Below are 24,131 nucleotides of genomic sequence, written 5' to 3'. Positions count from 1 at the left end.
ATGAAGTGTTTATAAAGTAAGCAAGTGTTCACTTAAAGAGTTTAAAATGAAAGAATTTATGGGTGCACAAATGAAGAAAATCGCAACTTTAACCATGGTTTTGCTGTTGTCTGCGTGCTCAAGCCAAGTGCAATTAAGTCATGAAAATGGGCAATTGGCCATCGTTAATACGTTAGATAGAGCGATGTTTCTACGCGGTGATTTTACACTATGGGATGCTGAGCCTCATTATCTGATAAAAGAAGCTCAGCCTGGGGTTTATACCGTTAAGGCAAAGTTTATGACGCCCGGTAAGGTGTATGAATTTAAATTGGCGGATGCTGATTGGAGTCAAGGTTACAACTGCGGTTACAAGGTGCAGGGCTCATTGGTATTGAATAAACCGGCTTTGGCTGATTGCAATACCGTGTACAACTATTTCAGTTTTGTGCCAGACAAAAAGGGCTGGTATACCATTACTTTTAATTACACTGATAGCAGTACACCAACCGTAATGATCAGTCGTGGTTAGTTAAGCTAAGGCCTAGAGGCCTTTTTTTACCACATATCTAAAAGGTACTTGCTCAATATCTTGGGCAACTAACGTGTGATCCATAAATTCACAGAAGCTGGGAATGTCTCGCGTTGTTGACGGGTCATCAGCCAGAATCAGCAAGGTTTCGCCATCATCCATTTTGCGCACCATACCACGGATCATCATCACTGGTTCTGGGCAGCGAAGTCCCACAGCATCAAGAGTATGATCGGGATTCGAAAATGGCATAGGCTAACTCACTTACATCTAGCTAAAATTATTGGGGTGCTATTTTAACCATAGAAAAGTGACAAATAAACTAAACAGTGCAATATGGCAAGAAAAAAGGCAAAGTAAAAACGTTACTTTGCCTTTGTCACCAAGTTGAATTGAAATAGCCAAGCTGACAACTTACTTGGCTCAGGGATGATTAATTATCGACTCGTTCGAATATCGTCGCGATACCTTGCCCCAATCCGATACACATTGTTGCTAAGCCATATTTAGCGTTTTTATCTTCCATAATGTGGATCAAAGATGTGCTGATACGTGAGCCTGAACAACCTAGTGGGTGACCTAATGCTATGGCACCACCATTTAGGTTTACTTTTTCGTCAGCGACTTCAAGTAGCCCTAGGTCTTTAAGTACAGGCAGTGACTGTGCGGCAAATGCCTCATTAAGCTCTGCTACATCGATATCGTTAATTGTGATACCTGCTTGCTGTAGCGCTTTTTTACTTGCTGGAACCGGACCGTAGCCCATGATAGATGGATCGCAGCCAGCAACGGCCATTGACTTAATACGAGCGCGAATAGGTAAACCAAGCTCTTTGGCTTTACTTTCACTCATGACCAACATGGCAGAAGCGCCATCAGACAACGCTGAAGAGGTACCTGCGGTCACAGTACCCGATGCAGGGTTAAATACTGGGCGCAACTGGCTTAAGCCTTCAACTGTTGTTTCTGGACGAATTACTTCATCGTGCTCTACCAATACCGGTACACCATCATCGTCATGGCCTTCCATCGGTAAGATTTCACGTGAAAAACGGCCTTCGACAGTCGCTGCATGAGCACGTTGGTGTGAACGATAAGCGAATTGGTCTTGTTGCTCACGGCTAATACCATGGATAGTCGCTAGGTATTCTGCGGTCAAGCCCATCGAACCTGAAGCTTGTGCAATTGATGTGGATAGGCCTGGGTGGAAGTCGACACCATGGGTCATTGGTACATGACCCATATGCTCAACACCACCGATCAAGTACGTATCACCGGCACCGGTCATTATAGCGCGCGCAGCATCATGAAGTGCTTGCATTGATGAGCCACATAAACGGTTTACGGTTACAGCTGGTACTGTATGAGGAATACCTGCAAGGAGTGCGGCGTTACGCGCAACGTTAAATCCTTGCTCTAAGGTTTGCTGGACACAGCCCCAATAAATGTCGTCGATAGACGCAGGATCTACACTTGGGTTGCGCTCTAAAATACCTTTCATCAAGTGTGCGCTTAAGTCTTCAGCGCGGCGATGTTTGAATACGCCATTCTTTGAGCGGCCCATTGGGGTGCGAAGACAATCGACGATTACAGCTTGTTGCATAGTTGACATGTTACTGGCCCTCCACTGAATAGAACACTTTACCTTCGTTTGCCCATGCGCGAGTTTGCTCAGACACTTGATAAATCGCACCTAGGTGTGCGTATTTATCTGCCATGGCAACAAAGTTTGCTAAACCAACTTGGTCAAGGTAGCGGAATGCACCCCCTCTAAATGGAGGGAAGCCGATACCATAAATCAATGCCATATCAGCTTCTTGCGCAGAAGCGACAATACCTTCTTGTAAACAAAGGAGGACTTCGTTCAGCATAGGTACCATACAGCGTTCAATGATGGTTTGTTTATCAAACTCTTTGCTTGGCTCACAAATGCTGCTCAGTAGTTCAACCGATGCTGCATCTTTAGATTTTTTCAGGCGACCTTTGCGATCAGGTGCGTACTGATAAAAGCCTTGTTTGTTCTTCTGGCCAAAACGCTCTGCGTTAGCGAGCACCGCAACAGGGTCTTTTTCTTGGCGAGCCATACGCTCAGGGAAGCCATCTGCCATCACACCAGTACAATGATTTGCGGTATCTATACCGACAACATCAAGGAGGTATGCAGGACCCATCGGCCAGCCGAAGATGTTTTCCATGACTTTGTCGATTTGTGTGAAATCAGCACCTTCAACAACCATTTGGCTGAAGCCAGCGAAGTATGGGAACAGTACTCGGTTAACGAAGAAGCCCGGGCAATCATTGACAACAATCGGTGACTTACCAAGCTTTAATGCGTAATCAACAACGGCGTTGATAGTGTCTTCCGACGTTTGTTCACCGCGAATGATTTCAACCAATGGCATTTTGGGTACAGGGTTAAAAAAGTGCATGCCGCAGAAGTTTTCTGGATGCTTTAACGCTGATGCCAATTCATCAATACGAATGGTCGAAGTATTAGAAGTTAACACTGTGCCTTCTGGTAGTTGCTCTTCCAAAGCTGAAAGCACCGCTTGTTTTACCTTTGGATTTTCAACAACCGCTTCAACAATGATGTCAGCATGCTCTAAATCACGCTCTTCCAATGTCGGCTTAATTTTACCTAGGGTTGCAACCATTTTATCCATGGCCATGTGGCCACGTTGTACTTTCTTCCCAAGGATGGTTGCCGCTTCATTCATACCTAGATCAAGGGCTGATTGGTTGATGTCTTTCATCACAATCGGTGTGCCTTTGTAGGCTGACTGATAAGCAATACCACCACCCATGATGCCAGCACCGAGTACCGCGGCTTGTTTGATCTCAAGCTTTGAGGCTTTGGCTTGTTTCTTCGCGACACCTTTGATGTATTGATCTGCTAAGAAGATACCAGTTTGCGCAGCCGCTTCTTTGGTTTTCGCCAATTTGGCGAAGTTAGCATTTTCAAGTGCCATTGCTTCAGCACGACCTAAACCTGCTGCTGCTTTAATGGTTTTAACCGCCATCAGTGGTGCAGGGTAATGGCCTTTTGTTTGACCCAATACCATGCCTTCTGCCATCGCAAAGCTCATGCCTTGCTCTGTGCGGTTCATTTTCAGTGGTTCAAGCTTCACTTGACGTTTTGCGCGCCAATCAAGCTTACCTTCAACCGCTTGCTCTAATACGCGAATTGCAGCATCAAATAACTTCTCTGGTGCAACCACACCGTCGACTACGCCTACTTTGAGTGCATCGTTAGCGCGGTTTTCTTTACCTGTGCTGATCCATGTCATGGCATTGTCAGCGCCGATTAAGCGAGGAAGACGTACGGTACCACCAAAGCCTGGCATGATGCCGAGTTTTACCTCTGGCAAGCCAATTTTTGCGGTGCTGCTCGCGATACGGAAGTCGGTAGCAAGTAACCATTCACAGCCGCCACCTAATGCTAATCCATGGATGGCAGAAGCGGTTGGGAAAGGTAAATCTTCAATGGCGTCAAATACGTCAGTGGCATCTTTGATCCAGCCAACAAGTTCTTCTTCTGGGCGCTGGAAAGTAGGTAAAAATTCGAAGATGTCAGCACCAATAATGAAGTGGTCTTTATCACTGGTGAATACCATCGCGTCAATATCGTCGCGCTGGCTTAATTCTTGGAATGCTTGAGCGCATTCTTTTAGGGTTTGCTGAGATAGTTTGTTAACCGAACCCGGCATACAAAATTTGAATTCAGCAATCTTGCCTTTGCAAAAATCAACAACAAAGGACTCGCTCTTGTATAACATGCTTGTTCTCCCGTGTGTTTACACTGGTACGATGAGTTGCTATTTCACCCAGTTTGGCCGCTTTAAATGAAAATTGCAATGAAAAATTTACTCAGTGTTTACCCATACCTTAAAAAGCACGTGCTTTGATGTTATGGTGACTGAGTCTCGTTTTAAGCACTTACAGCCTAGTCAGGATTTTCTGGCTTTGCTTTATAAGTTGGGTTGCGAAGATGAATTATGTAAGCCTGTATTCTTCGCGCGTTTTTAAAGACAAACTACTTAACAGGTTGATATGAAATCATGGATCTTATCGGTTGTTGCGACTGGTTTGGGGATCACCAGCTGGTTTTCATCGGGGAGCGACGACCATGAAGTATTTAAGCGGGCTGAGCGCATTGCTTGGTCTGGCAATTACAAAGCATACAAACAGGCGATTGGGCAGTTAGATCATCCGCTTAAGCCTTATGTTGAAATGGCATTTTATGAACGCCATCCACGTATGAAATATCATCAAGAAATCGCCAATTTTTTAAATGTTTATCAAAGCACGCCGCTCGAATGGCCTGTGCGAGAAAGCTGGCTGAAACATTTAAAGCGCAGCAATAAAAAAGCGCTGTTTGTGGAATATTATCGCGATACCACAGATGCAAATTTGCAGTGCACTTATTTGCAGTATCAACTTGATTTGGGCGCTCCGAAAAAAGCCATACTTGAGCAAGTCAGTGATTTGTGGACTGTGGGTAAATCGCAGCCCAAAGCTTGTGATAGGTTATTCTCATCGTGGAAAAAGGGCGGGTATTTAACGCACAAACGTGTATGGAAACGTATCACCTCGGCTGCGCAAGGCGGCCAAGTGTCACTACTTCGCTACCTGAAAACATTGCTACCCGAGCATGAAGCATATCTTGCAGATCTTTATACCACGGTAAGGCGTGATCCGAGCGCTGCTGCGGGGCTTTATCGCTATAAAAAGCGCAATAAAAAAGAGTCTGAGATTGCGGTTTATGGTATTCGTAGGTTGATTTGGCGTGACCAAAAATTGGCGTTACGTGCGTGGGATAAATTGCAAAGAATGTTCGAGTTTAGCGATCAGCAAAAGGAGAGTGTGGCCTACCGATTTGCTTTGGCATTGGCCTCCAAAGGTCATCCTCAAGCTCGGTTTTGGTTAAATAAGGTGCCTGTTGAAAAACAAGATAGCAAGCTGCGCCAATGGCTCATGAGTAACATGCTCAAAGAGCAAGACTGGTCAGGTATTGCGGCCTTGTTTACAGGGGTTGATACTCTTAGTCATGGGCAAAAATATTGGTTGGCATACAGTTATGCACAACGTGGGCAAACCGAACGAGCGGAGCAATTATGGCAAAGCATTGCATCGGAGCGCGATTATTACGGGTTTCTTGCAGCAGGGCGTCTGGGTTTAGATATTTCTCTCAATAACAAGTCATTGGATGTGCCGCCAAGCTTGCTAGCCAAAGTATCTCAAGCTCCAGGGTTTAAACGCGCCAAAGCGCTCTACGAGCTAGAGCGATATACCCAAGCAAGACGAGAGTGGAACTATTTGACCAATACATCAAGTGTTGCGGAGAAGTTGGCGGCTTCAATATTGGCCTCTGAGTTCGATTGGTATGACAGCACCATTTATACATTGGCACAGATCAAAGCGTGGGATTACGTTGACTTGCGTTTTCCTATGGCCTTTGAAGAGCTGTTTAACCGCTATAGCAAGCGCAATCACGTCGATGTGGCATGGAGTATTGCGATTGCACGCAGAGAAAGCTCTTTTGCACCTGACGCGCGTTCACATGCTAATGCCTATGGGTTGATGCAACTATTACCGAGTACCGCACGTTATATCAGTAAACAAAGTGTGTCCAAACGGAATCTATTCCAGCCTGCGACCAACATTCGAATGGGCACTGATTACTTGGAGTACTTGAAAAAGAAAAACAACGGTAACGAGATCTTAGCCACCGCGTCTTACAACGCCGGTTACCACCGCATAAAAAGATGGTTGCCAAAAGAAGCGATGCCAGCAGAACTGTGGATCGAGCTTATTCCCTATAGAGAAACGCGCGATTACGTCAAAAATGTGTTTGCATATCGGCAGGTGTACCATACTCGACTAGGTAGAGAGGGAAATGTGTTAGCGCCAATACTTGAGATGCAAATTGGTGGCTAAACGTACCTGTATTAGAAAGTGGACAGCTTGACGACCTTGCAAATAGCAATCTAGCGACTTCGCTGGATTGCTTTTCTGGGCATGTGTTAGACTCAAAATCATCACTACTAACAAAACGGTTAACCATGGAACAATTAGCACAATACTACGCTGAGCACATCGCAACTTTGCAGCAGCGCACAAAAACCATTCTTGAACGAGAAGGGTTGGAAGGTCTGGTGATCCATTCTGGTCAGGCGAAACGTCAATTTTTGGATGATATGTATTATCCATTTAAGGTCAATCCACAGTTTAAAGCTTGGTTGCCTGTAATTGATAATCCGCATTGTTGGTTAGTGGTCAATGGGATTGATAAACCCAAATTAGTCTTTTATCGCCCCGTCGATTTTTGGCACAAGGTGCCCGACGTACCGAGTGATTTTTGGGCTGATTATTTTGATATTGAGCTACTGGTTCAACCGGACCAAGTAGAAAAGTTTTTGCCATACGATAAAGCTAACTTTGCGTACATTGGTGAATATTTAGAAGTGGCACAAGCACTAGGGTTCTCATTGATGAACCCAGAAACGGTCATGAATTACTTGCACTATCATCGTGCTTATAAAACGCAATACGAATTAAGCTGTTTGCGCGAAGCGAACCGCTTGGCGGTATTAGGTCATAAGGCGGCTCGCGATACTTTTTATGCCGGTGGCTCAGAGTTTGCTATCCAGCAAGCATATTTATCGGCGTGTCAGCACATGGAAAATGATACGCCATATGGCAATATTGTTGCTCTGAACGAAAACTGTGCCATTTTGCATTACACTCACTTTGAGCGTCAGGCACCTGCACAGCACCGTTCATTCTTGATTGATGCTGGTGCCAACTTTAATGGCTATGCGTCAGACATTACGCGTACCTATGATTTTGCAAAGCAAGGTGAATTTGCTGAGCTGGTTAAGGTCATGAACGATCACCAAATTCAATTAGGTAAAGCACTAAACCCAGGTAAGTTATACGGTGAATTACACATAGATTGTCATGCGCGTATCGCTCAGGTGCTAGCGGACTTTGGCATTGTTAAACTCCCAGCGGAAGATATTCTTGCCAAAGGCATCACTTCAACCTTCTTCCCACATGGATTAGGTCACCACCTAGGATTACAAGTACATGACATGGGTGGCTTTATGGCCGACGAGCAGGGCTCTCATCAAGCACCTCCTGAAGGGCATCCATTTTTACGTTGCACTCGAAAGATAGAGGCTAAGCAAGTGTTCACTATTGAACCAGGTTTGTATTTTATTGATTCACTGTTGGGAGATTTAGCCCAAACGGACAATAAGCAGTATATCAATTGGGAAAAGGTCGAGCAGTTCAAGCCTTACGGTGGTATTCGCATTGAAGATAATATTATCGTCCATGAGGATAGACTCGAAAATATGACTCGTGATTTAGACTTAGACTAATTAGTCGTTGTATTATGGAAGGGAGCGGATGGCTCCCTTTTTTGTTTTAAGGCGTATTATATTTCCATGTCTGAATACTCTATACCCAGCGACTCGTTGAGTTATCACGAAGAAATCAAAAAAAGCACCTTCATTGTGCACCTCGCGCATACACCAACGGTCGAGGATGCTAAAGCATTTATCAAGCAGATAAATGATCAGTATCCTGATGCGAGGCATAATTGTTGGGCGCATGTTGCAGGTCAACCTGGGGGCAGCCATGTTTACGGGTTTTCTGATGATGGTGAGCCAAATGGCACGGCAGGTAAGCCGATGCTAAATGTGCTGATTGGATCTGGTTTAGGGGAGATCACAGCGGTAACCACGCGTTATTTTGGTGGAATAAAGCTGGGGACTGGCGGTTTGGTGAGAGCCTACGGAGGCACGCTAAATAATGCATTGGCCCAGTTACAAACGAGCGTCAAAATACCTTCGCTGGTGCTAGTTGGGCAATCCGATTATGGGTTACAAGGAATAATCGAGCAGTATCTTAATACACACTTTACGGTGTTAGCCGTTGATAAACAATATGGCGCAGTCATCGATTGGCAAATAGAAATTGACCACCGAGAGGCTAAACGTGCCTGCCAAGAAATTTATGATTTGAGCCATGGTGTGGTTGAGTTAAAAATCAAAGCATAAGACAATCAACATTCTATAATTTCAAATAACTGAGATAGCGAAACGCAGCATGCAATTTCGTACCATAATAAAAATACTCGGCCAATTGGTGGCTTTATTTAGCCTGACCATGGTGCCGCCTGCATTGGTCTCCTTGATTTATCGAGATGGTGGTGGTGTGCCATTTGTGCTTGCATTTGTGTTTAGCATCATTATTGGCTTAATTGCTTACTATCCAAACCGTAAGGAAAACGGTGATTTAAAAGCTCGTGAAGGCTTTTTAATCGTGGTGTTATTTTGGCTGGTGCTGGGTTTTTTCGCATCGGTACCGCTGATTTTCTTACAGTCTCCCAACTTGTCTTTGGCCGATGCGGTTTTTGAAGCTTTCTCTGGGCTGACAACAACGGGTGCGACCGTATTGACGGGGATCGAATACCTACCAAAATCAGTGTTGTTTTATCGCCAACAATTACAGTGGCTTGGCGGTATGGGGATCATCGTATTGGCCGTTGCTGTATTACCAATGCTTGGCGTAGGTGGTATGCAGCTATATCGTGCAGAAACACCGGGGCCGGTGAAAGACTCAAAAATGACGCCGCGTATTGCTGATACCGCCAAGCACCTTTGGTATATCTATGTATCGCTGACTGCTGCGTGTACGATATCTTACTGGCTTGCAGGTATGGGCTGGTTTGATGCTATTTGTCATGCCTTCTCAACGATTGCGATTGGCGGCTTCTCAACGTATGACGCGTCAATGGGCCACTTTGATAGCCCAATGATCAACTTTATTTGTGTGTTGTTTTTGCTTATTGCCGGCGTTAACTTCTCACTGCATTATGCGGCGGTAGCCAGCCGCAGCGTGCGTTCATATTTACGTGACCCCGAGTTTAAAGTGTTTTTAATGATCCAGCTGACTCTGGTGGTGATTTGTTTTGCGGTGTTATCTTCCAATCAAATATACGCTAATGGGGATGAGACGCTGGATCAAGCCGTGTTTCAGGCTGTTTCTATCAGTACGACCGCAGGCTTTGCGACAGATAATTTCTCCGCTTGGCCATTGTTTTTGCCTATTCTGTTGATTTTTTCTAGCTTTATCGGCGGGTGCGCGGGCTCGACTGGCGGAGGCATGAAGGTTGTTCGGGTGTTCTTACTTTATTTACAAGGCGTGCGAGAGCTAAACCGCTTAGTTCACCCTCGCGCTATCTACTCTATCAAACTTGGGCGTAAAGCGTTGCCCGACAAAGTGGTTGAAGCGGTCTGGGGGTTTTTCTCGGCGTATGCGCTGGTGTTTGTGATTATCATGATAGCGCTGCTAGGCACAGGGCTTGATAACATCAGTGCGTTCTCGGCAACCGCTGCGTGCTTAAATAACCTCGGCCCAGGGCTTGGTGCCGTTGCTGCGCACTATGGTGATATTAGTGACACGGCCAAATGGATATTAACGCTTGCTATGGTATTTGGCCGTTTAGAAATATTCACGTTATTGGTGCTATTTACGCCTACTTTTTGGCGTGGCTAAGTCTTGTCAAAGAGGCTAATAAGGGGGAACACAAGTGTTCCCTTTTTTATATGTTTTATATCAACCTAAGCGGAACTGTTGTAAGCTTTGTTAATTCATAGGATGTACTTGGATTGACCATGTTTAAAAGTAAGTCCACCCGAGGCTGTAAAAAGATAGAGTTGATCTCGGTTGGTAATATGATCGACTTGGAAATTCTTATGGCTGCTAATTCCAAGCGGGTGAAAACGGAATTTATAGGCTATCTAAAAGGGCATTATTTGATCATCAATTACCCTAATCAAAAGGCATTGGGAAATGCTGCTGACCATATTAAAGAAGGTGCAAACGTGATTATTAGGGCGGTTGCTGATCACAGTGATGGTCAAATCATTGCATTTAAAACCGATGTCAAAGCAATTTCATATACTCCAACCAAATTGATATTTTTGTATTTACCTAAAGAAATACAAAGCCATAGCTTGCGCTCTCACGTACGTGTACCAACGCTGATCCCAGCTAAATTGATGACCAAACGTTCTACCTGCAATGGGGTTATCAAGGATATTTCACGCAGCGGCGTACAATTTAGCATGCTCGAATCTGAAGTGGATTTACCAGTTCATGACAAATCTTGTCATGTGCTCATCGAAGGTAAAAATAAAAAGCCCATAGAGCTGCAAGGTGAAGTATGTAGCATGGTGCATCAAGATGAGTTGGCGATGATTGGTATTAAGCTATTGTCTGAAGAAACACAAATAGAAGCGCTGTTACAAGAGTATCTTATTGATTTAACAGCGCTGCATAACCAGCAGTAAACTAAACAAATAGTGCACTTACCTGGAATAGTTTTTCCACTACGCTGATCTGTCGCTTATCAATAAGGAACATGATCACGTGGTCGCCGGATAGTATGGTGGTATCGTCGTGGGCGATCAGTACTTCATCGTCACGTACGATAGCACCTATGGTGGTACCTATCGGAAGTTTAATTTCGCCAATAGTCCGACCGACGACTTTTGAGGTATTTTCATCGCCATGCGCCACTGCTTCGATGGCCTCTGCAGCACCTTTGCGCAATGAATAAACGTTCACAATATCACCGCGTCGTACGTGTGTCAGCAGGGCAGAAATGGTGGCTTGCTGTGGTGAAATAGCAATATCTATCTCGCCACCTTGCACTAAGTCGACATAGGCACCTCGTTGGATCAGTACCATCGTTTTTTGTGCGCCCATGCGTTTGGCGAGCATGGCGGCCATGATATTCGCTTCATCGTCATTGGTAACGGCGATGAATACATCGACTTGCTCAATATGCTCTTCCGACAATAGCTCCTGGTCAGATGCATCCCCACAAAAGACAACCGTGTTATCAAGCATTTCTGAAAGCTCTGTGGCGCGCTGTTGATTGCGCTCAATGAGTTTCACACTGTGATTGCTTTCGAGTGAACGCGCCAAACCAGCACCAATGTTACCACCACCGGCTATCATAATTTTACGATAAGAACGTTCGAGTTTTTGTAGCTCATTCATTACCGCACGAATATGTTTAGTCGCAGCGATAAAAAAGATTTCATCGTCTGCTTCGATGACGGTGGTGCCTAGCGGTTTAATGGCTTTACCTTGGCGGTAAATGGCCGCCACACGGGTATCTACATTTGGGATATGCTCTTTTAACGCAGATAACGCATAACCAACCAGCAAACCTCCGTAGTAGGCTTTTACAGCCACCAATGACAGCATGCCGTCGGCGAACTGCAATACCTGCAATGCCCCTGGGTAATCAATCAAGCGGCGAATATACTTTGTTACTAACTGCTCTGGTGCAATATAGTGGTCCACAGGTAAGTCATCGTTTTGAAATAGCTTTTCTTTGTATTTTAAGTATTGCTCGGAACGAATACGGGCAATTTTGGTGGGGGTGTTAAAAATACTATAAGCTACCTGGCAGGCGATCATATTGACTTCGTCGGAGCTGGTAACGGCAATGATCATATCAGCATCTTCGGCACCTGCTTGACGAAGTACATCGGGGTGAGCACTGTGGCCGTTCACGCCTTGCAGGTCATATTTATCTTGAAGTTCGCGCAATCGATCCGCGTCGATATCAACGACGGTGATCTCATTCTGTTCGCCAACCAAGTTTTCCGCTAACGTACCACCGACTTGTCCGGCGCCTAAGATGATGATTTTCATAATGGTAGCTTATTATTTTTTGGTTATTTTTGCGTAGTAAAAACCATCACTGTTGCCTGGCAACAACTGTAAGCCAGGTGATGACGTGGTGTCGTTATCATGCAATGGTTGATGTAGTGCATCGTCAGTTCGAGCTAAAAAGCTGGCCACTTGCTCTTTGTTCTCCACAGGTAAAACAGAGCAGGTAGCATAAACCAGCGTTCCACCTGGTTTAAGTAGTGGCCAAATGTTGTCTAAGATCTGTTTTTGTAAAGCAGCCAGCTCGTCAATATCGCTATTGCGACGTAGCCATTTTATATCTGGATGACGGCGAATAACGCCCGTTGCAGAACAAGGCACATCTAGCAAGATACGGTCATACTGTTGGCCATCCCACCACATCTGTGGCTTGGAAGCATCAGCATGAATACAGTTTGCGCGCAGCCCCAGTCTCGTTAAGTTTTCTTGAACTCTAAGTAATCGCTCACTATCAGCATCAAGTGCATCCACTTGAGCATTAGCGAGTTCTAAAATATGACAAGTTTTACCACCAGGCGCGGCACACGCATCCAAAATACGTTCATCATCTTTAGGGGTGAGGTAACGGGCCGCTAGCTGCGCGGCAGCGTCTTGTACTGAACAAGCGCCTTCTCTGAATCCCGGCAATGCATATACATCGCATGGCTTTTGCAAAATAATACCGTCGGTAAATGTGCTATCTATATCGTGGGCAATACCAGCCTGAGCTAATAATTCACTGTACTCAGCAACGGTGTAATGAGCGCGGTTAACACGCAGCCACATGGGGGCTTGCTCTTGGTTTGCATGTAAAATCGCTTGCCATTGCTCAGGGTAAGCCGCTTGCACTTTTTTTATAAACCATCCTGGATGATTGTACTCACATACCGGAATGCGGCTGGCACTGTCTTCAAGTTCGTTAAATTGACGTTGGAAGGTACGCAAAATTGCGTTGACTAGCCCTTTTAAACCCGGTGCGCGCATGCTTTGTAATGCATTGACGGTTTCAGCAACGGCTGCGTGCTCAGGCGTGCGCATATACTGTAGCTGATACATCCCAACATAAAGCAAAAACTGAAAAACACGTCGTTTACCTTTTAATGGCTGTTCCAGAAGTTGCTGGCAATAATGCTCTAGTGTTGGTAAATAGCGCAGAACGCCATAGCAAATTTGTTGTAAGAGTGCTTTGTCTTTCGGCCCTAGTTTTTGTGCGGCTTTGGGGAGTAAAGCACTTAACGATTGCCCTTTATCGACGACTTGAAATAAGGTTTCTGCGGCGAGCGCGCGAACATTGGCCATTATGGGTGACCTACCTTAGAACCAGTTTCTACCCAATCAGCGCGACCATTCAAAAAGTCTTGTGCTGTCATCGGTTTCTTACCTTGTGGCTGCAGCAAAGTAATATTCAACGCTTGTTCACCGCAGGCGATCACGATGCCATTTTTGTCGCTGCTTAGCACCGTGCCGGGTTCACCTTGACGTTCTATAACCGATGCTTGCCAAATTTTCACGGTTTGCTGCTGCATTTGCGTGAAACACACGGGCCATGGGTTAAATGCTCTAACATTAAGAGCAACTTGCTTGGCGCTCATAGTCCAATCAATATCGGCTTCTTCTTTACGTAGCTTCTTAGCGTAATTGGCTTGTGCATCATCTTGCTTGGTCGCCACCGCCGTGCCATTATTAAGTTGCTCAAGCGTTTCAAGTAATGCCACAGGGCCAAGTTCCGCTAGTTTATCGTACAAGCTGGCGCTGGTGTCTTGTTCTGTGATTGGACAAGTTGCAATATGTAACATATCGCCCGTGTCTAACCCTTCATCCATTTGCATAATGGTCACGCCAGTTTCAGTGTCTCCTGCCCATAACGCGCGTTGAATTGGCGCAGCGCCTCTCCAGCGAGGTAGAATAGAGCCATGTACGTTTAAACAGCCCAGTTTTGGCGTCTCTAAGATTGCCTTAGGTAACAATACGCCATAAGCCACCACAACCATTACATCAGCGTTCAGTTCAGCCAGTTGTGCTTGCGCCTCTGCTGTTTTTAAGGACTCTGGCTGATAGACAGGTAAATCATGCTCAAGTGCGAGGTTTTTCACTTCGCTGGCTTTGAGCTTTTTACCGCGTCCAGCGGGTCTATCGGGTGTACTATATACACCGACAACATCGTGATGTGAGTTGATAAGTGCGTGTAGGTGGCGGGCCGCAAAATCGGGCGTACCTGCAAAAACAATACGTAATGGCTTGGTCACTGAACTATCCAAAGTAAATTAATAAGAGTGGGTGATTGTGGCAAAGTTAGCGAGCAGCAAACTTTGCTTCTTTTTCCAACTTTTTGCGAATACGTTGGCGCTTTAGCGGCGACAAGTAATCGATAAATAACTTACCCATTAGGTGATCAAGTTCGTGTTGAGTACAAATCGCTAATAAGCCATCTGCATCATAGCTGAATTCTTCGCCTTGCTCATTGAGTGCTTTAACGGTAATTTCTTCCGCTCTATCTACTTTTGCCCATGAATGTGGCACAGATAAACAGCCTTCTTCACTGGTAGTTGAACCTGATTTTTTAGTGATTTCAGGGTTGATTAATACCAATGGCTCGTTGCGCTCTTCTGATACGTCGATAACCACAATACGTTGATGAATATTGACCTGCGTTGCTGCAAGGCCAATGCCATTTTCGTCATACATGGTTTCTAACATGTCTTTGACGATTTGACGTACTTCGTCGTTTACTTCAGCTACTGGTTTCGCAACTGTGCGTAGTCTTTCATCTGGAAATCTAAGTACTTCTAACTTTGCCATGTTTACCTTTTATCGTTAAGCTTAACTGCATAATTTTGTATGTTCTTATTTTAGCCATTCGCGTTCCCCTTTAACAGGTTTTGGTTGATAATATCGAAAAATAACTAAAGGAAGCCGTAATGAAATATCCATTTACTGCTCTGTTCGTTGCAACTTGTGTGTCATTTTATACTCTTGCAGACACTGTAAAGGTCAAAAATGATGCACCAACCGAATATGTCGTCAAGCAAGGTGATACGTTATGGGATATTTCTAACATCTATTTATCAACTCCTTGGCAATGGCAAATTCTTTGGAAGCAAAACCCCCAGCTTGAAGATCCCGATCTCATTTACCCGGGTGATGTGCTGCAGCTGAAGTATGATGCACAAGGCAACCCTATTCTGGCGTTTAAAAAGAGTGTCAAAAAGCTCTCTCCGAGTGCGCGTGTTGCGTTACAAAAGAGTAACGCAATCCCGACGTTGCCTATGTCGGTAGTTGAGCCTATTTTGGCCTATGAACTCGCGCTTGATAAAGCGCGAACCGAAAATCGCCCATACATCTTGGGTGCAAACTACAATATCAAGCTCGCGACGCAAGGACACTTACTTTACGTTAAAGGGGAGTTACAGCGGTATACCCATTACGGCATCTATCGTGTAGGTGAGCCCTATTTGGACCCTGAATCCAATAATGTTTTGGCATACAGAACAACGCTTGTAGGCTCTGGCCGGGTATTGGATGAAGGAAATTTGGCGCAAGGTAAACCCGCCACCGTTAAAGTTGAAATGGTTAAGAAGGAAATCAAAGCGCAGGATATTCTAATACCTTTATCAGAGGGGCAGAGTTTCAGTGCGCAATTTGGTATGCAAAGACCAAAGCAAGCGATCACTGGAAATATCATCGCCAGTGATAACAATCTTCGTGAGTTTGGTTCAACCTCGGTGGTTGTGCTTAATCTCGGTAGAGAACAACAGCTTAAAGAAGGACATGTGCTTGATATTAGCAAGCGTTCACCTACAGTTATCGAAGGTGGTGCGGGACCTCGCTACGTAGAAGATGCCAACAGCTTTGAGAAGTTCAGCAAAAATGTGCAAGAATTATTTGGTGCTGATACATCTGAGCAAAACGTCGTGTGGACTATGCCCCAGGAAAAAGTTGGGGAACTTATGGTGTTTAAGGTGTATGACAAAGTGAGTTATGCACTGGTCACCAGCGCCACACAACCAATTCGAGTTGGAGACAGTGTTGGCGTAAATTAACAAGTTTTTATTTTGCTCTAAGGAGGGAGCATGGCACAGCATTTATCTATTGAGCAATGCCTAGCGTTGCATGCGTGTAAGGGGCTTGGCGTGGCCACCATATCGGCGCTTCAAAAGAAACTTCCTATTCAAACCGTGTTTAGCTTACCCCAACGGGAATTAACTCAGCTCGGTTTGAATGAACAAATCGCCCTTAATCTTGCTCAAACAGATTGGGCTTATTTATCGCACGTGCAATCGTTTTGTGACGAGTTTCAAATCAAAATCGTCAGCTATTTTGACGAATGTTATCCCCACCTGTTAAAGGAAATCGCCAGTCCACCGCTTATTTTGTTCTGTAAAGGGGAAGTGTCGCTTCTACATAGGCCACAAATTGCCATTGTTGGCAGTCGTAATGCGACAGCGACTGGTTTAGAGATTGCTTCTGAATTTGCACATCAACTGAATAATATAGGCCTCGTTGTAACGTCAGGGTTAGCTCGTGGTATTGATGGTGCGGCTCATAAAGGTGCACTTGCCAGTAAGGGCGAAACGATTGCTGTCCTTGGTACAGGGGTTGATATTGTTTACCCCAAACGCCATAACCTTTTATATGAACAAGTTTTAGAAAAAGGCTTGGTAGTGAGCGAGTTTTTTCCGGGTACCGCACCAAGTGCTACACATTTTCCGCGTCGAAATCGAGTGATATCTGGACTTTCGTTAGGAGTTGTACTCGTTGAAGGGCAGTTAAAAAGCGGCTCACTGATTACTGCCAGATATGCGTTAGAGCAGAACCGCGAAGTGTTTGCGGTGCCCGGTTCAATAAAAAGTTCACTTTCACAAGGTAGCCACTATTTGATAAAACAAGGGGCAAAGCTGACCGAGAATGTTGAAGACATCATCGAAGATGTGAGCTTTTTGTCCCAAAACGGTCTATATAATATAGAAAGCGTGATAAAAAACGATTTACCACAGGAGGACTGCCCAGTACTAAAAAACCTTGGCTTTGAGGTCACTTCAGTGGACACCTTATCGCAAAGGACCCAATGGCCAGTTGAACGTGTGGTGACACGTTTATTGGACCTAGAGCTTGAAGATAAAGTAGAACGCGTCTTAGACGGCTACATTAAATTAGCGAGGGGTTAATCATGTTTGATATCCTAATGTATCTTTTTGAGAACTATATCCACAGTGAAGCGGATATCTTTGTTGAGCAAAATGAGTTAACCGATGAGTTGTTACGGGCAGGTTTTAATCAAGAGGAAATTTACAAAGCGCTAGATTGGTTAGAGCAGCTGGCTGACTTGCAGCATAGTGATGAAATTCCCTACCTAAATAGCAAGGCGGAAAGTGCCATCCGCATATATACCCCAGAAGAGTGCGAAATGTTAGATGTTGAGTGTCGCGGTTTTTTAATGTTTGTTGAGCAAGTCGGCGTGATTGATTCTACCACTCGCGAAATGGTCATTGATCGTTTGTTTGCCCTCGAAAAATCCCACATAGGTTTAGATGACTTAAAATGGGTCATTTTAATGGTACTCTTTAACGTCCCGGGCAAAGAACAAGCTTATGCACAGATGGAAGACCTGATCTTTGATGAGCCGGGCGGCTATTTGCACTAGTTGGTTTTTGGGGTCAAACCTTGACCCCAAATATATGACGGTTATATTAGGCGCAAAGTTGAACACGAGCTATAAAACCTGATGAGTAAGATAGACCATTCTTTGTTTAACGCGGATCGTCATGCCTTAGAAAAAGAGTATGAAGTGTGCCCCGAATGTGGCTCAGAATTAGTGATGAAGCACAGTAAAAATGGGCCGTTTTTAGGGTGTGCTAGTTATCCAAATTGCAATTTTATTCGCCCGCTAGCTCAACACGATAATCATGATATTAAAGTACTTGATGATTCACCTTGCCCTGAATGCGGCTTGCCGCTGGTGATCCGTAATGGTCGTTATGGTATGTTCATCGGCTGTACGGGTTATCCTGCCTGTCATTACATAGCTCATGATGAGCAAGAACAAGATTCTGAGCAAGGCGTGGCGTGTCCTAAATGCCATAAAGGGTCACTGACTAAACGTAAGAATAAGTACGGTAAGTTCTTTTACTCGTGTGATACATACCCGCATTGTAAATACAGCCTTAATCAAAAACCTGTGGCACATGCGTGCCCAGCATGTGGTTGGTCTGTGATGTTGGAAAAACAACGTGCCGGTAAAGCTGTGTTACAATGCCCACAAAAGGCATGTCAGCATAAAGTCGAGATCCCGAGTGACAAACAATCCTAATAACTTCAATGATGTATGTGATACTTTGAATGCTGGTGGGGTAATTTGCTATCCCACTGAAGCGGTATTCGGATTAGGGTGTGACCCCGATAATCAACAAGCGGTCAAAAAACTATTAGCCATTAAACAACGTGATGTGAGCAAGGGGTTGATCTTGCTTGCGGACAATTATGGGCAATGTTTACCCTACGTTGATGATGCAAAGATCCCGATGGATAAGCGTACCGAGCTATTTTCTTCGTGGCCAGGCGCTATTACCTGGTTATTGCCAGCAAAGGCAAACACACCCAAATGGTTGACGGGCACTCATAACACCATCGCGGTGCGCATTACAGCTCATCCACAATGCAAAGCATTATGTCAGTCATTCGGTAAGCCTTTGGTGTCAACCAGTGCTAATTTATCGGGTGAACAGCCCGTCATGAGCTTAGATGAAGCGCGTGTCGTTTTTAATAAGCAAGTGGATTGTTATGTGCAAGGGGAACTTGGCGGTAATACTGCACCTAGTCAAATAAAACACGCACTTACGGGTGCAGTTATTCGAGGGAATTAATCACAGTTATGAGTAAGGTGAATTTAGAAACAGTTAAGGCGTTTTTACTATCATTACAAGATTCAATCTGCGCAGGCTTAGAAACGGCCGATGGCCAAGCCAAGTTTGTGGAAGATGCCTGGACCCGTGAAGAGGGTGGCGGTGGACGCACCCGTGTGATCAGAGACGGGGTGGTCATCGAGCAAGGTGGCGTGAACTATTCACATGTTTTTGGTGAATCTATGCCGGCTTCAGCCACTGCACATCGCCCAGAGCTTGCAGGTCGTAGTTTTCATGCCTGTGGAGTGTCACTTGTGATCCACCCAAAAAACCCACATATCCCGACAAGTCATGCCAATGTTCGCTTCTTTATTGCTGAAAAAGAGGGTGAAGAGCCAATTTGGTGGTTTGGTGGGGGGTTTGATCTAACGCCTTTTTACCCTGAACTGGATGATGTTAAGCATTGGCATCAGGTGGCACACGATTTATGTGCGCCTTTTGGTGAGCAAGTTTATGATGATTATAAAAAGTGGTGTGATGATTATTTCTATTTAAAGCATCGTGGTGAAACCCGCGGTGTGGGTGGGCTGTTCTTTGATGATTTAAACCAATGGGGTTTTGAAAAGAGCTTTGCGTTTATGCAAGCGGTTGGTCTGGGCTATTTGGATGCCTATGTACCAATCATTGAGCGTCGTAAAGAGACCGCATACACTGAGCACGAACGTCAATTTCAGCTTTATCGTCGTGGCCGTTATGTGGAGTTTAACCTAGTATGGGATAGAGGTACCTTATTTGGTTTGCAAACTGGTGGACGCACTGAATCTATCTTAATGTCTATGCCGCCTTTGGCACGTTGGGAGTATAACTTCACTCCTGAAGTAGGGAGTGCAGAAGCTAAGTTGTACGACTTTTATTTAAAGCCACAAAACTGGCTAATGCTCTAACTAAATAAAAAAGGCGCCTTGTGGGGCGCCTGAATCACAGCATAACAACTCTTGTCCGAATTAGATTGTTTAATCTAACTTAAAACTTCTTACCTGCTCATCTAAAGAGCGTGCTAGCGAAAGTAACTCTTCACTTACCTGCTTGCTGCCATGGGCATCAATGAGCGATTGCTCAGCATTATCTCTAATTGCGATCACACTTTGATTTATCTCTTCGGCGGCCAAATTTTGTTGCTCAGTCGCATCGGCAATTTGTACGTTCAAGTCGTTAATTTCGTGCATTTGGTTAGAAATATTTTTCAACGCCTGCGCCACTTTCTTAACTTGCGCGGCCCTATCATCGGCTTCTTCACATGAGGCACTCATGGCTTTTACCGTTTGCTCGGCTTCACTTTGTAATTTGTCGATGGTACGTTTTATCTCATCTGTAGAATCATGTGTACGCGTTGCAAGTGTACGTACCTCGTCGGCCACTACAGCAAAGCCTCGACCTGCTTCCCCTGCACGAGCCGCTTCAATTGCAGCATTCAGTGCAAGCAGGTTCGTTTGCTCAGCAATGCTACTGATCACTTCAAGTACCTTACCTACTTCAAGTGTTTGTGCTTGTAATTGGCTTACTTGTGTTGCTGCTTGGCGAACATCTTGCGCCAGTTGATTGATACTTTGCTCCGTATGTTCAGCTACGGCCATACTTTCTTCCGCAAGGTGATTACTGCTGTCAGACTTCTCAGAAGCAAAGTGAGTGGTATTTTTAACTTCACTGGATGAGCTTTCTAATTCATTAATTGCTGCTGCAACGGAGTCAGTGCCTTGCTTTTGTTGCTGGATTGCTTGCTCAGTGGTATCTGCAGAGGTGTAGATGGTTTCCGCAGATTGGATCAACACCTTTGAGGTGTGAGATACCTGACTCATGTTTTCTTTGAAAGAAGCCATCATCTTGTTGTAGTTAATGGCTAAACGGCCTAGTTCATCGTTAATGGTATCGTCGATACGCAGGCTTAAGTCCTTATTTTGTGAAGCCAAGCGCATGGTGCGACCAAGCGTTTTTAAGCGCGTAATAAACAGTTTGCGAAACAACGTACCTAAAATCACAAAGGTGATCATGAAAATCCCCGTGAGGAGGCCTGTGCTTAACCAGGTGTTGGTTTGTACGGAAGAGTCAATATCATCCAATGAATAGCTGATCCTAACTACACCAAGAACATCACCTTCTTGTGCTTGGTGGCAACCTAAACAATTCGTGCCTTTATAATCTGCTTTTGCGATCATAGGTCGCAAGTAGGTCATAATGCGAGAGTCACCTCTAGTTTCTATAAATAAGGACTCTTTGCCGTTCAACGCTTGGCGTTCGGTATCATTTGCTGCGGCTTGATTGGCATTACCCGCACCGTAAATTTTAACTACTTGTGAACCGCGAATAATATGCGCATCTTCGATATTTGGGTGAGCTCTGAGCTTTTCGCTGAGTATTTCTCTATTGGCCATGGTGCCTGTGAGCATCATGGTATTAATCGAGTCGAAATAGTTATCCGCAAGTAAGCGGATATTCTCAGCCACTGTATCTTGTGCCAATTGTTGTTGTTGGCTTGAGCTGCTTAAAATGCTGGCGATCAGTACCAAAATACCGGTTACTGCCAGTAAGGCATATATTTTATGTTGAATAGAAGTCACACGCATCGCACAAATCTCCGTTATAGGATGCGTATTATGAATAAAGTGGTAGAACCAGATTTTGACTTAGCGCAAAGAGCAGCTAAGTTCGCTTGCGACTTTAGTCTTGATTGATCATATGGCTTGCCAGTTGAGATAAGGATTGACGCAGTCCTTCACGAAGCAATGGGTTGTCAATTTCCGCATCTAACGCCTTGTTCATACAGTGCATCCATTGATCTCTAAGCGATTGGTCAATAGGAAAGGGCATATGGCGCATTCTCAATCTTGGGTGGCCGTATTTTTCAACAAATAAGTCAGGGCCACCTAACCAACCCGATAAAAACTCGAAAAATACCTGACGTATTCTATCGAGCGGCTGCGGGTGCATGTCATAAAGCGGTTTTGCATAAGGGTCGCTTTCCATAATGTCATAAAATCTATCAGCTAATGCACGTGCACCAGACTCGCCACCCATGATTTCATAAGGTGTTTTTTCTGGCGTTGGTGTACTGTTGGTATTTTCTTGGCTTGCATCTTTATTGAAGATGCGTTTAATTAACTGCTTCATAAACTCAATAACTTCTAGGCATAGACATGGACAAATATGCGGTGTTTGGTCACCCAATAAAACACTCTAAATCACCGATGATCCACCAAGCCTTTGCGCGGCAATGTGATGAAAATATCAGTTACGAGGCGATTCTAGCACCTTTGGACGGATTTAAAGAGTCTATAGACGCGTTTTTTACTGCTGGTGGCAAAGGAGCCAATGTAACTCTGCCTTTTAAAGAACAGGCATTTTCACTAGCAGATCAACTCACCGAACGCGCGAAACTGGCGGGTGCTGTAAATACTCTCAAGCTCTTAGAGTCAGGGGAGTTACTTGGTGATAATACGGATGGTGCGGGTTTAGTTGCTGATCTCCTGAGACAAGGTGCGCCGCTTGAACGTGCGAAGGTATTATTGCTTGGCGCGGGTGGTGCGGCACGTGGCTGTATATATCCACTATTACAAGCAAATGTATCATCAATAGTGATAGCCAATCGAACACAAAGTAAAGCACAGGCCTTGGCTGATGAGTTTCGTCGTTTGGGTAATGTAACAGGGTGTGGGCTGGATAATATTAATGACCATGATTTTTCAATCGTAATTAATTCCACCTCATCAAGTGTCACTGGTGAAACGCCTAATATAGATTCAATTCATATTCAAAGCTGCCATCTTGCCTACGATATGTTTTACAGTGACGAGCAAACCAGTTTTTTAAATTGGGTGGCTACCTATAATGATAAAGCCAAACTCGTTGATGGCTTGGGTATGCTCATTGGGCAAGCTGCAGAGGCATATAACCTGTGGCGAGTTAAACAACCTGATGTAACCCAAGTGATGGCAGCCATAAAACAAGGCACCTTATAGATGAATCAGAGTATTTTATTTAATGATGATGTGAGTATGGACAGCAAAGCGAATGTCCTAAAGTTCTCAGCAATGGTTGGAGGGATGATGGTGGAATGTAGAATTCCAACGCCTCCTATAAATGAAGAAGAGGCGTTAGCTCATTTCAAGGTAAAGCAATTTGATTATGAAATGATGGCGGAACAACTTATCGAAGATGAAGAGTTTCAAAACGACGGTAGTGTCTTACTCGCCTTCCTCTAAATACTCATTTTTTAATTGTACGTAGTTTTGTGCTGAGATTTTCAAAAAAGCAAGCTCATCCTCTGTCAGAGGGCGGGCTTGTTTTGCTGGACTGCCGACATACAAAAAACCAGACTCAAGTGTTTTATTAGGAGGGACGAGTGCACCGCCACCAATGATCACATCATCTTCAACAGTCACGTTGTCCATCACAATGGCACCCATACCCACCAGAATGCGATTACCTAAAGTACAGCCGTGTAGCATGACTTTGTGTCCAACGGTCACGTCATCACCTATGATCAGCGGATAACCATTAGGATTACTTTTACTCGCGCGGGTCAAATGGAGTACGGAACCGTCTTGCACATTAGTTCTAGCGCCAATCTTGATGTAGTTGACGTCGCCTCTTGCTGCAACCAATGGCCAAATACTACTATTTTTACCAATGCTTATATCACCAACTAATACCGATGATTCATCAACATAAACGCCCTCGGCTAATTTAGGCGTGATCTTTTTGTAACTTCTCAACATATATAAATACCAATTTTTTGTTCTTAAATTTAGTGTAGAGCTTTCAATATAAAGAAGCCATAGCGAGTTTATTTAGCTGATGCATAGTTAATATGTACATAAAACTACCAAAAATAGCTGTTTCGTTCGAAAATCACGCGAACAATCCATTTTTATCACTTTTCTTCAGAAATTTTCTAAAAAACGCTTGCGCTTTTAATTCGCCGCCCTATAATGCGACCCCACTGACACGGAGCGCTACGCACTAAAGCGAAAACGAAACGAGTCAGG

24 protein-coding genes are annotated in these 24,131 nt (G+C 44.6%); 14 read left to right on the top strand and 10 right to left on the bottom strand.

The annotated features are described in order from the left end of the window. Nucleotides 1-46 precede the first annotated feature (46 nt). Nucleotides 47-511 carry an early set domain-containing protein gene (locus ACW689_RS07505; RefSeq protein ID WP_476289929.1) on the top strand — a complete coding sequence of 155 codons (465 nt, stop codon included), beginning with the start codon at nucleotides 47-49 and terminating at the stop codon, nucleotides 509-511. A 12-nt stretch (nucleotides 512-523) separates the two neighbouring features. Here ACW689_RS07505 and tusA read toward each other — a convergent pair whose 3' ends face one another. The 3 genes from tusA to fadB form a co-directional block, all read right to left on the bottom strand. Next, on the bottom strand, nucleotides 524-763 hold the full coding sequence (gene tusA / locus ACW689_RS07500) for a sulfurtransferase TusA (protein ID WP_476289927.1): 240 nt from the start codon (nucleotides 761-763) through the stop codon (nucleotides 524-526). 181 nt (nucleotides 764-944) lie between these two features. After that, nucleotides 945-2,114 carry an acetyl-CoA C-acyltransferase FadA gene (gene fadA, locus ACW689_RS07495; RefSeq protein WP_476290271.1) on the bottom strand — a complete coding sequence of 390 codons (1,170 nt, stop codon included), beginning with the start codon at nucleotides 2,112-2,114 and terminating at the stop codon, nucleotides 945-947. Between the two features lie 10 nt (nucleotides 2,115-2,124). Then, on the bottom strand, nucleotides 2,125-4,287 hold the full coding sequence (gene fadB / locus ACW689_RS07490) for a fatty acid oxidation complex subunit alpha FadB (protein ID WP_476289925.1): 2,163 nt from the start codon (nucleotides 4,285-4,287) through the stop codon (nucleotides 2,125-2,127). 274 nt (nucleotides 4,288-4,561) lie between these two features. Here fadB and ACW689_RS07485 point away from each other — a divergent pair, with 274 nt between their 5' ends. From ACW689_RS07485 to ACW689_RS07465, 5 genes are all read left to right on the top strand, one after another. Continuing rightward, entirely contained in the window at nucleotides 4,562-6,448 is a 1,887-nt protein-coding gene (locus tag ACW689_RS07485) for a transglycosylase SLT domain-containing protein (RefSeq protein ID WP_476289923.1), read from the top strand. A 125-nt stretch (nucleotides 6,449-6,573) separates the two neighbouring features. Continuing rightward, entirely contained in the window at nucleotides 6,574-7,896 is a 1,323-nt protein-coding gene (gene pepQ / locus ACW689_RS07480; protein ID WP_476289921.1) for a Xaa-Pro dipeptidase, read from the top strand. A gap of 66 nt (nucleotides 7,897-7,962) precedes the next feature. Continuing rightward, nucleotides 7,963-8,577, top strand: coding sequence for a YigZ family protein (locus ACW689_RS07475; protein WP_476289919.1), 615 nt, complete (start codon nucleotides 7,963-7,965; stop codon nucleotides 8,575-8,577). Nucleotides 8,578-8,626: 49 nt separating this feature from the next. Next, entirely contained in the window at nucleotides 8,627-10,078 is a 1,452-nt protein-coding gene (locus ACW689_RS07470) for a TrkH family potassium uptake protein (RefSeq protein WP_476289917.1), read from the top strand. A gap of 119 nt (nucleotides 10,079-10,197) precedes the next feature. Then, a complete protein-coding gene (locus tag ACW689_RS07465; protein ID WP_476289915.1) occupies nucleotides 10,198-10,875 on the top strand; it encodes a flagellar brake protein in 678 nt (225 codons plus the stop codon). Nucleotide 10,876: 1 nt separating this feature from the next. Here ACW689_RS07465 and trkA read toward each other — a convergent pair whose 3' ends face one another. Genes trkA through def form a run of 4 tightly spaced genes read right to left on the bottom strand, consistent with a single transcriptional unit; the run spans nucleotide 10,877 to nucleotide 15,049 of the window. After that, on the bottom strand, nucleotides 10,877-12,253 hold the full coding sequence (gene trkA, locus ACW689_RS07460) for a Trk system potassium transporter TrkA (RefSeq protein WP_476289913.1): 1,377 nt from the start codon (nucleotides 12,251-12,253) through the stop codon (nucleotides 10,877-10,879). Between the two features lie 12 nt (nucleotides 12,254-12,265). Then, nucleotides 12,266-13,549 carry a 16S rRNA (cytosine(967)-C(5))-methyltransferase RsmB gene (rsmB, locus tag ACW689_RS07455; RefSeq protein ID WP_476289911.1) on the bottom strand — a complete coding sequence of 428 codons (1,284 nt, stop codon included), beginning with the start codon at nucleotides 13,547-13,549 and terminating at the stop codon, nucleotides 12,266-12,268. Further along, a complete protein-coding gene (gene fmt / locus ACW689_RS07450; RefSeq protein WP_476289909.1) occupies nucleotides 13,549-14,496 on the bottom strand; it encodes a methionyl-tRNA formyltransferase in 948 nt (315 codons plus the stop codon). Before fmt ends, rsmB begins: the two co-directional genes overlap by 1 nt. A gap of 46 nt (nucleotides 14,497-14,542) precedes the next feature. Continuing rightward, complete coding sequence (gene def, locus ACW689_RS07445; RefSeq protein ID WP_476289907.1) at nucleotides 14,543-15,049, bottom strand: peptide deformylase; 507 nt, start codon at nucleotides 15,047-15,049, stop codon at nucleotides 14,543-14,545. A 119-nt stretch (nucleotides 15,050-15,168) separates the two neighbouring features. On the opposite strand from def, the gene ACW689_RS07440 reads away from it, so the two are divergent. The 6 genes from ACW689_RS07440 to hemF all read left to right on the top strand — a co-directional run bounded on the left by ACW689_RS07440 (nucleotide 15,169) and on the right by hemF (nucleotide 20,033). Then, nucleotides 15,169-16,290 (top strand): LysM peptidoglycan-binding domain-containing protein, encoded by a 1,122-nt coding sequence (locus ACW689_RS07440; protein ID WP_476289905.1) that lies wholly within the window; start codon nucleotides 15,169-15,171, stop codon nucleotides 16,288-16,290. 30 nt (nucleotides 16,291-16,320) lie between these two features. Then, nucleotides 16,321-17,415: a DNA-processing protein DprA gene (gene dprA / locus ACW689_RS07435; RefSeq protein ID WP_476289903.1), complete on the top strand. Its 1,095-nt coding sequence runs from the start codon at nucleotides 16,321-16,323 to the stop codon at nucleotides 17,413-17,415. Nucleotides 17,416-17,417: 2 nt separating this feature from the next. Beyond that, nucleotides 17,418-17,891, top strand: coding sequence for a DUF494 family protein (locus ACW689_RS07430; RefSeq protein ID WP_476289901.1), 474 nt, complete (start codon nucleotides 17,418-17,420; stop codon nucleotides 17,889-17,891). An 81-nt stretch (nucleotides 17,892-17,972) separates the two neighbouring features. Further along, nucleotides 17,973-18,557, top strand: a complete 585-nt coding sequence (locus ACW689_RS07425; RefSeq protein ID WP_476289899.1) for a DNA topoisomerase family protein — start codon at nucleotides 17,973-17,975, stop codon at nucleotides 18,555-18,557. Next, on the top strand, nucleotides 18,541-19,110 hold the full coding sequence (tsaC, locus tag ACW689_RS07420) for an L-threonylcarbamoyladenylate synthase type 1 TsaC (RefSeq protein WP_476289897.1): 570 nt from the start codon (nucleotides 18,541-18,543) through the stop codon (nucleotides 19,108-19,110). Before ACW689_RS07425 ends, tsaC begins: the two co-directional genes overlap by 17 nt. Nucleotides 19,111-19,118: 8 nt before the next feature. Beyond that, a complete protein-coding gene (gene hemF, locus ACW689_RS07415; protein WP_476289895.1) occupies nucleotides 19,119-20,033 on the top strand; it encodes an oxygen-dependent coproporphyrinogen oxidase in 915 nt (304 codons plus the stop codon). Nucleotides 20,034-20,102: 69 nt separating this feature from the next. Here the strand turns inward: hemF and ACW689_RS07410 are convergent, their stop codons facing one another. Both ACW689_RS07410 and ACW689_RS07405 read right to left on the bottom strand, forming a co-directional pair. Then, a complete protein-coding gene (locus ACW689_RS07410; RefSeq protein ID WP_476289893.1) occupies nucleotides 20,103-21,710 on the bottom strand; it encodes a methyl-accepting chemotaxis protein in 1,608 nt (535 codons plus the stop codon). Between the two features lie 94 nt (nucleotides 21,711-21,804). Next, nucleotides 21,805-22,254 (bottom strand): group II truncated hemoglobin, encoded by a 450-nt coding sequence (locus ACW689_RS07405; protein ID WP_476289891.1) that lies wholly within the window; start codon nucleotides 22,252-22,254, stop codon nucleotides 21,805-21,807. Between the two features lie 26 nt (nucleotides 22,255-22,280). Between ACW689_RS07405 and aroE the strand changes: the two genes are divergently transcribed. Next, nucleotides 22,281-23,102 (top strand): shikimate dehydrogenase, encoded by an 822-nt coding sequence (gene aroE, locus ACW689_RS07400; RefSeq protein ID WP_476289889.1) that lies wholly within the window; start codon nucleotides 22,281-22,283, stop codon nucleotides 23,100-23,102. Next, entirely contained in the window at nucleotides 23,103-23,345 is a 243-nt protein-coding gene (locus tag ACW689_RS07395) for a DUF1488 family protein (RefSeq protein ID WP_476289887.1), read from the top strand. Here ACW689_RS07395 and ACW689_RS07390 read toward each other — a convergent pair. Next, nucleotides 23,328-23,861 carry a gamma carbonic anhydrase family protein gene (locus tag ACW689_RS07390; RefSeq protein WP_476289885.1) on the bottom strand — a complete coding sequence of 178 codons (534 nt, stop codon included), beginning with the start codon at nucleotides 23,859-23,861 and terminating at the stop codon, nucleotides 23,328-23,330. The genes ACW689_RS07395 and ACW689_RS07390 overlap by 18 nt on opposite strands. Between the last annotated feature and the right edge of the window lie 270 nt (nucleotides 23,862-24,131).

It is taken from the genome of Pseudoalteromonas sp. ABE4_541 (genome assembly GCF_056312285.1).
This window is presented reverse-complemented; position numbering and strand designations above follow the sequence as displayed.

What these genes read in the sequence shown, in the direction of transcription:
- fadB (WP_476289925.1), bottom strand. Translation starts at nt 4,287, where the DNA reads ATGTTATACAAGAGCGAGTCCTTTGTTGTTGATTTTTGCAAAGGCAAG.
- ACW689_RS07505 (WP_476289929.1), top strand. Translation starts at nt 47, where the DNA reads ATGAAAGAATTTATGGGTGCACAAATGAAGAAAATCGCAACTTTAACC.
- rsmB (WP_476289911.1), bottom strand. Translation starts at nt 13,549, where the DNA reads ATGGCCAATGTTCGCGCGCTCGCCGCAGAAACCTTATTTCAAGTCGTC.
- ACW689_RS07440 (WP_476289905.1), top strand. Translation starts at nt 15,169, where the DNA reads ATGAAATATCCATTTACTGCTCTGTTCGTTGCAACTTGTGTGTCATTT.
- tusA (WP_476289927.1), bottom strand. Translation starts at nt 763, where the DNA reads ATGCCATTTTCGAATCCCGATCATACTCTTGATGCTGTGGGACTTCGC.
- fadA (WP_476290271.1), bottom strand. Translation starts at nt 2,114, where the DNA reads ATGCAACAAGCTGTAATCGTCGATTGTCTTCGCACCCCAATGGGCCGC.
- ACW689_RS07485 (WP_476289923.1), top strand. Translation starts at nt 4,562, where the DNA reads ATGAAATCATGGATCTTATCGGTTGTTGCGACTGGTTTGGGGATCACC.
- ACW689_RS07395 (WP_476289887.1), top strand. Translation starts at nt 23,103, where the DNA reads ATGAATCAGAGTATTTTATTTAATGATGATGTGAGTATGGACAGCAAA.
- trkA (WP_476289913.1), bottom strand. Translation starts at nt 12,253, where the DNA reads ATGAAAATCATCATCTTAGGCGCCGGACAAGTCGGTGGTACGTTAGCG.
- hemF (WP_476289895.1), top strand. Translation starts at nt 19,119, where the DNA reads ATGAGTAAGGTGAATTTAGAAACAGTTAAGGCGTTTTTACTATCATTA.
- ACW689_RS07390 (WP_476289885.1), bottom strand. Translation starts at nt 23,861, where the DNA reads ATGTTGAGAAGTTACAAAAAGATCACGCCTAAATTAGCCGAGGGCGTT.
- ACW689_RS07475 (WP_476289919.1), top strand. Translation starts at nt 7,963, where the DNA reads ATGTCTGAATACTCTATACCCAGCGACTCGTTGAGTTATCACGAAGAA.
- ACW689_RS07405 (WP_476289891.1), bottom strand. Translation starts at nt 22,254, where the DNA reads ATGAAGCAGTTAATTAAACGCATCTTCAATAAAGATGCAAGCCAAGAA.
- dprA (WP_476289903.1), top strand. Translation starts at nt 16,321, where the DNA reads ATGGCACAGCATTTATCTATTGAGCAATGCCTAGCGTTGCATGCGTGT.
- ACW689_RS07410 (WP_476289893.1), bottom strand. Translation starts at nt 21,710, where the DNA reads ATGCGTGTGACTTCTATTCAACATAAAATATATGCCTTACTGGCAGTA.
- ACW689_RS07430 (WP_476289901.1), top strand. Translation starts at nt 17,418, where the DNA reads ATGTTTGATATCCTAATGTATCTTTTTGAGAACTATATCCACAGTGAA.
- ACW689_RS07465 (WP_476289915.1), top strand. Translation starts at nt 10,198, where the DNA reads ATGTTTAAAAGTAAGTCCACCCGAGGCTGTAAAAAGATAGAGTTGATC.
- def (WP_476289907.1), bottom strand. Translation starts at nt 15,049, where the DNA reads ATGGCAAAGTTAGAAGTACTTAGATTTCCAGATGAAAGACTACGCACA.
- aroE (WP_476289889.1), top strand. Translation starts at nt 22,281, where the DNA reads ATGGACAAATATGCGGTGTTTGGTCACCCAATAAAACACTCTAAATCA.
- ACW689_RS07425 (WP_476289899.1), top strand. Translation starts at nt 17,973, where the DNA reads ATGAGTAAGATAGACCATTCTTTGTTTAACGCGGATCGTCATGCCTTA.
- ACW689_RS07470 (WP_476289917.1), top strand. Translation starts at nt 8,627, where the DNA reads ATGCAATTTCGTACCATAATAAAAATACTCGGCCAATTGGTGGCTTTA.
- pepQ (WP_476289921.1), top strand. Translation starts at nt 6,574, where the DNA reads ATGGAACAATTAGCACAATACTACGCTGAGCACATCGCAACTTTGCAG.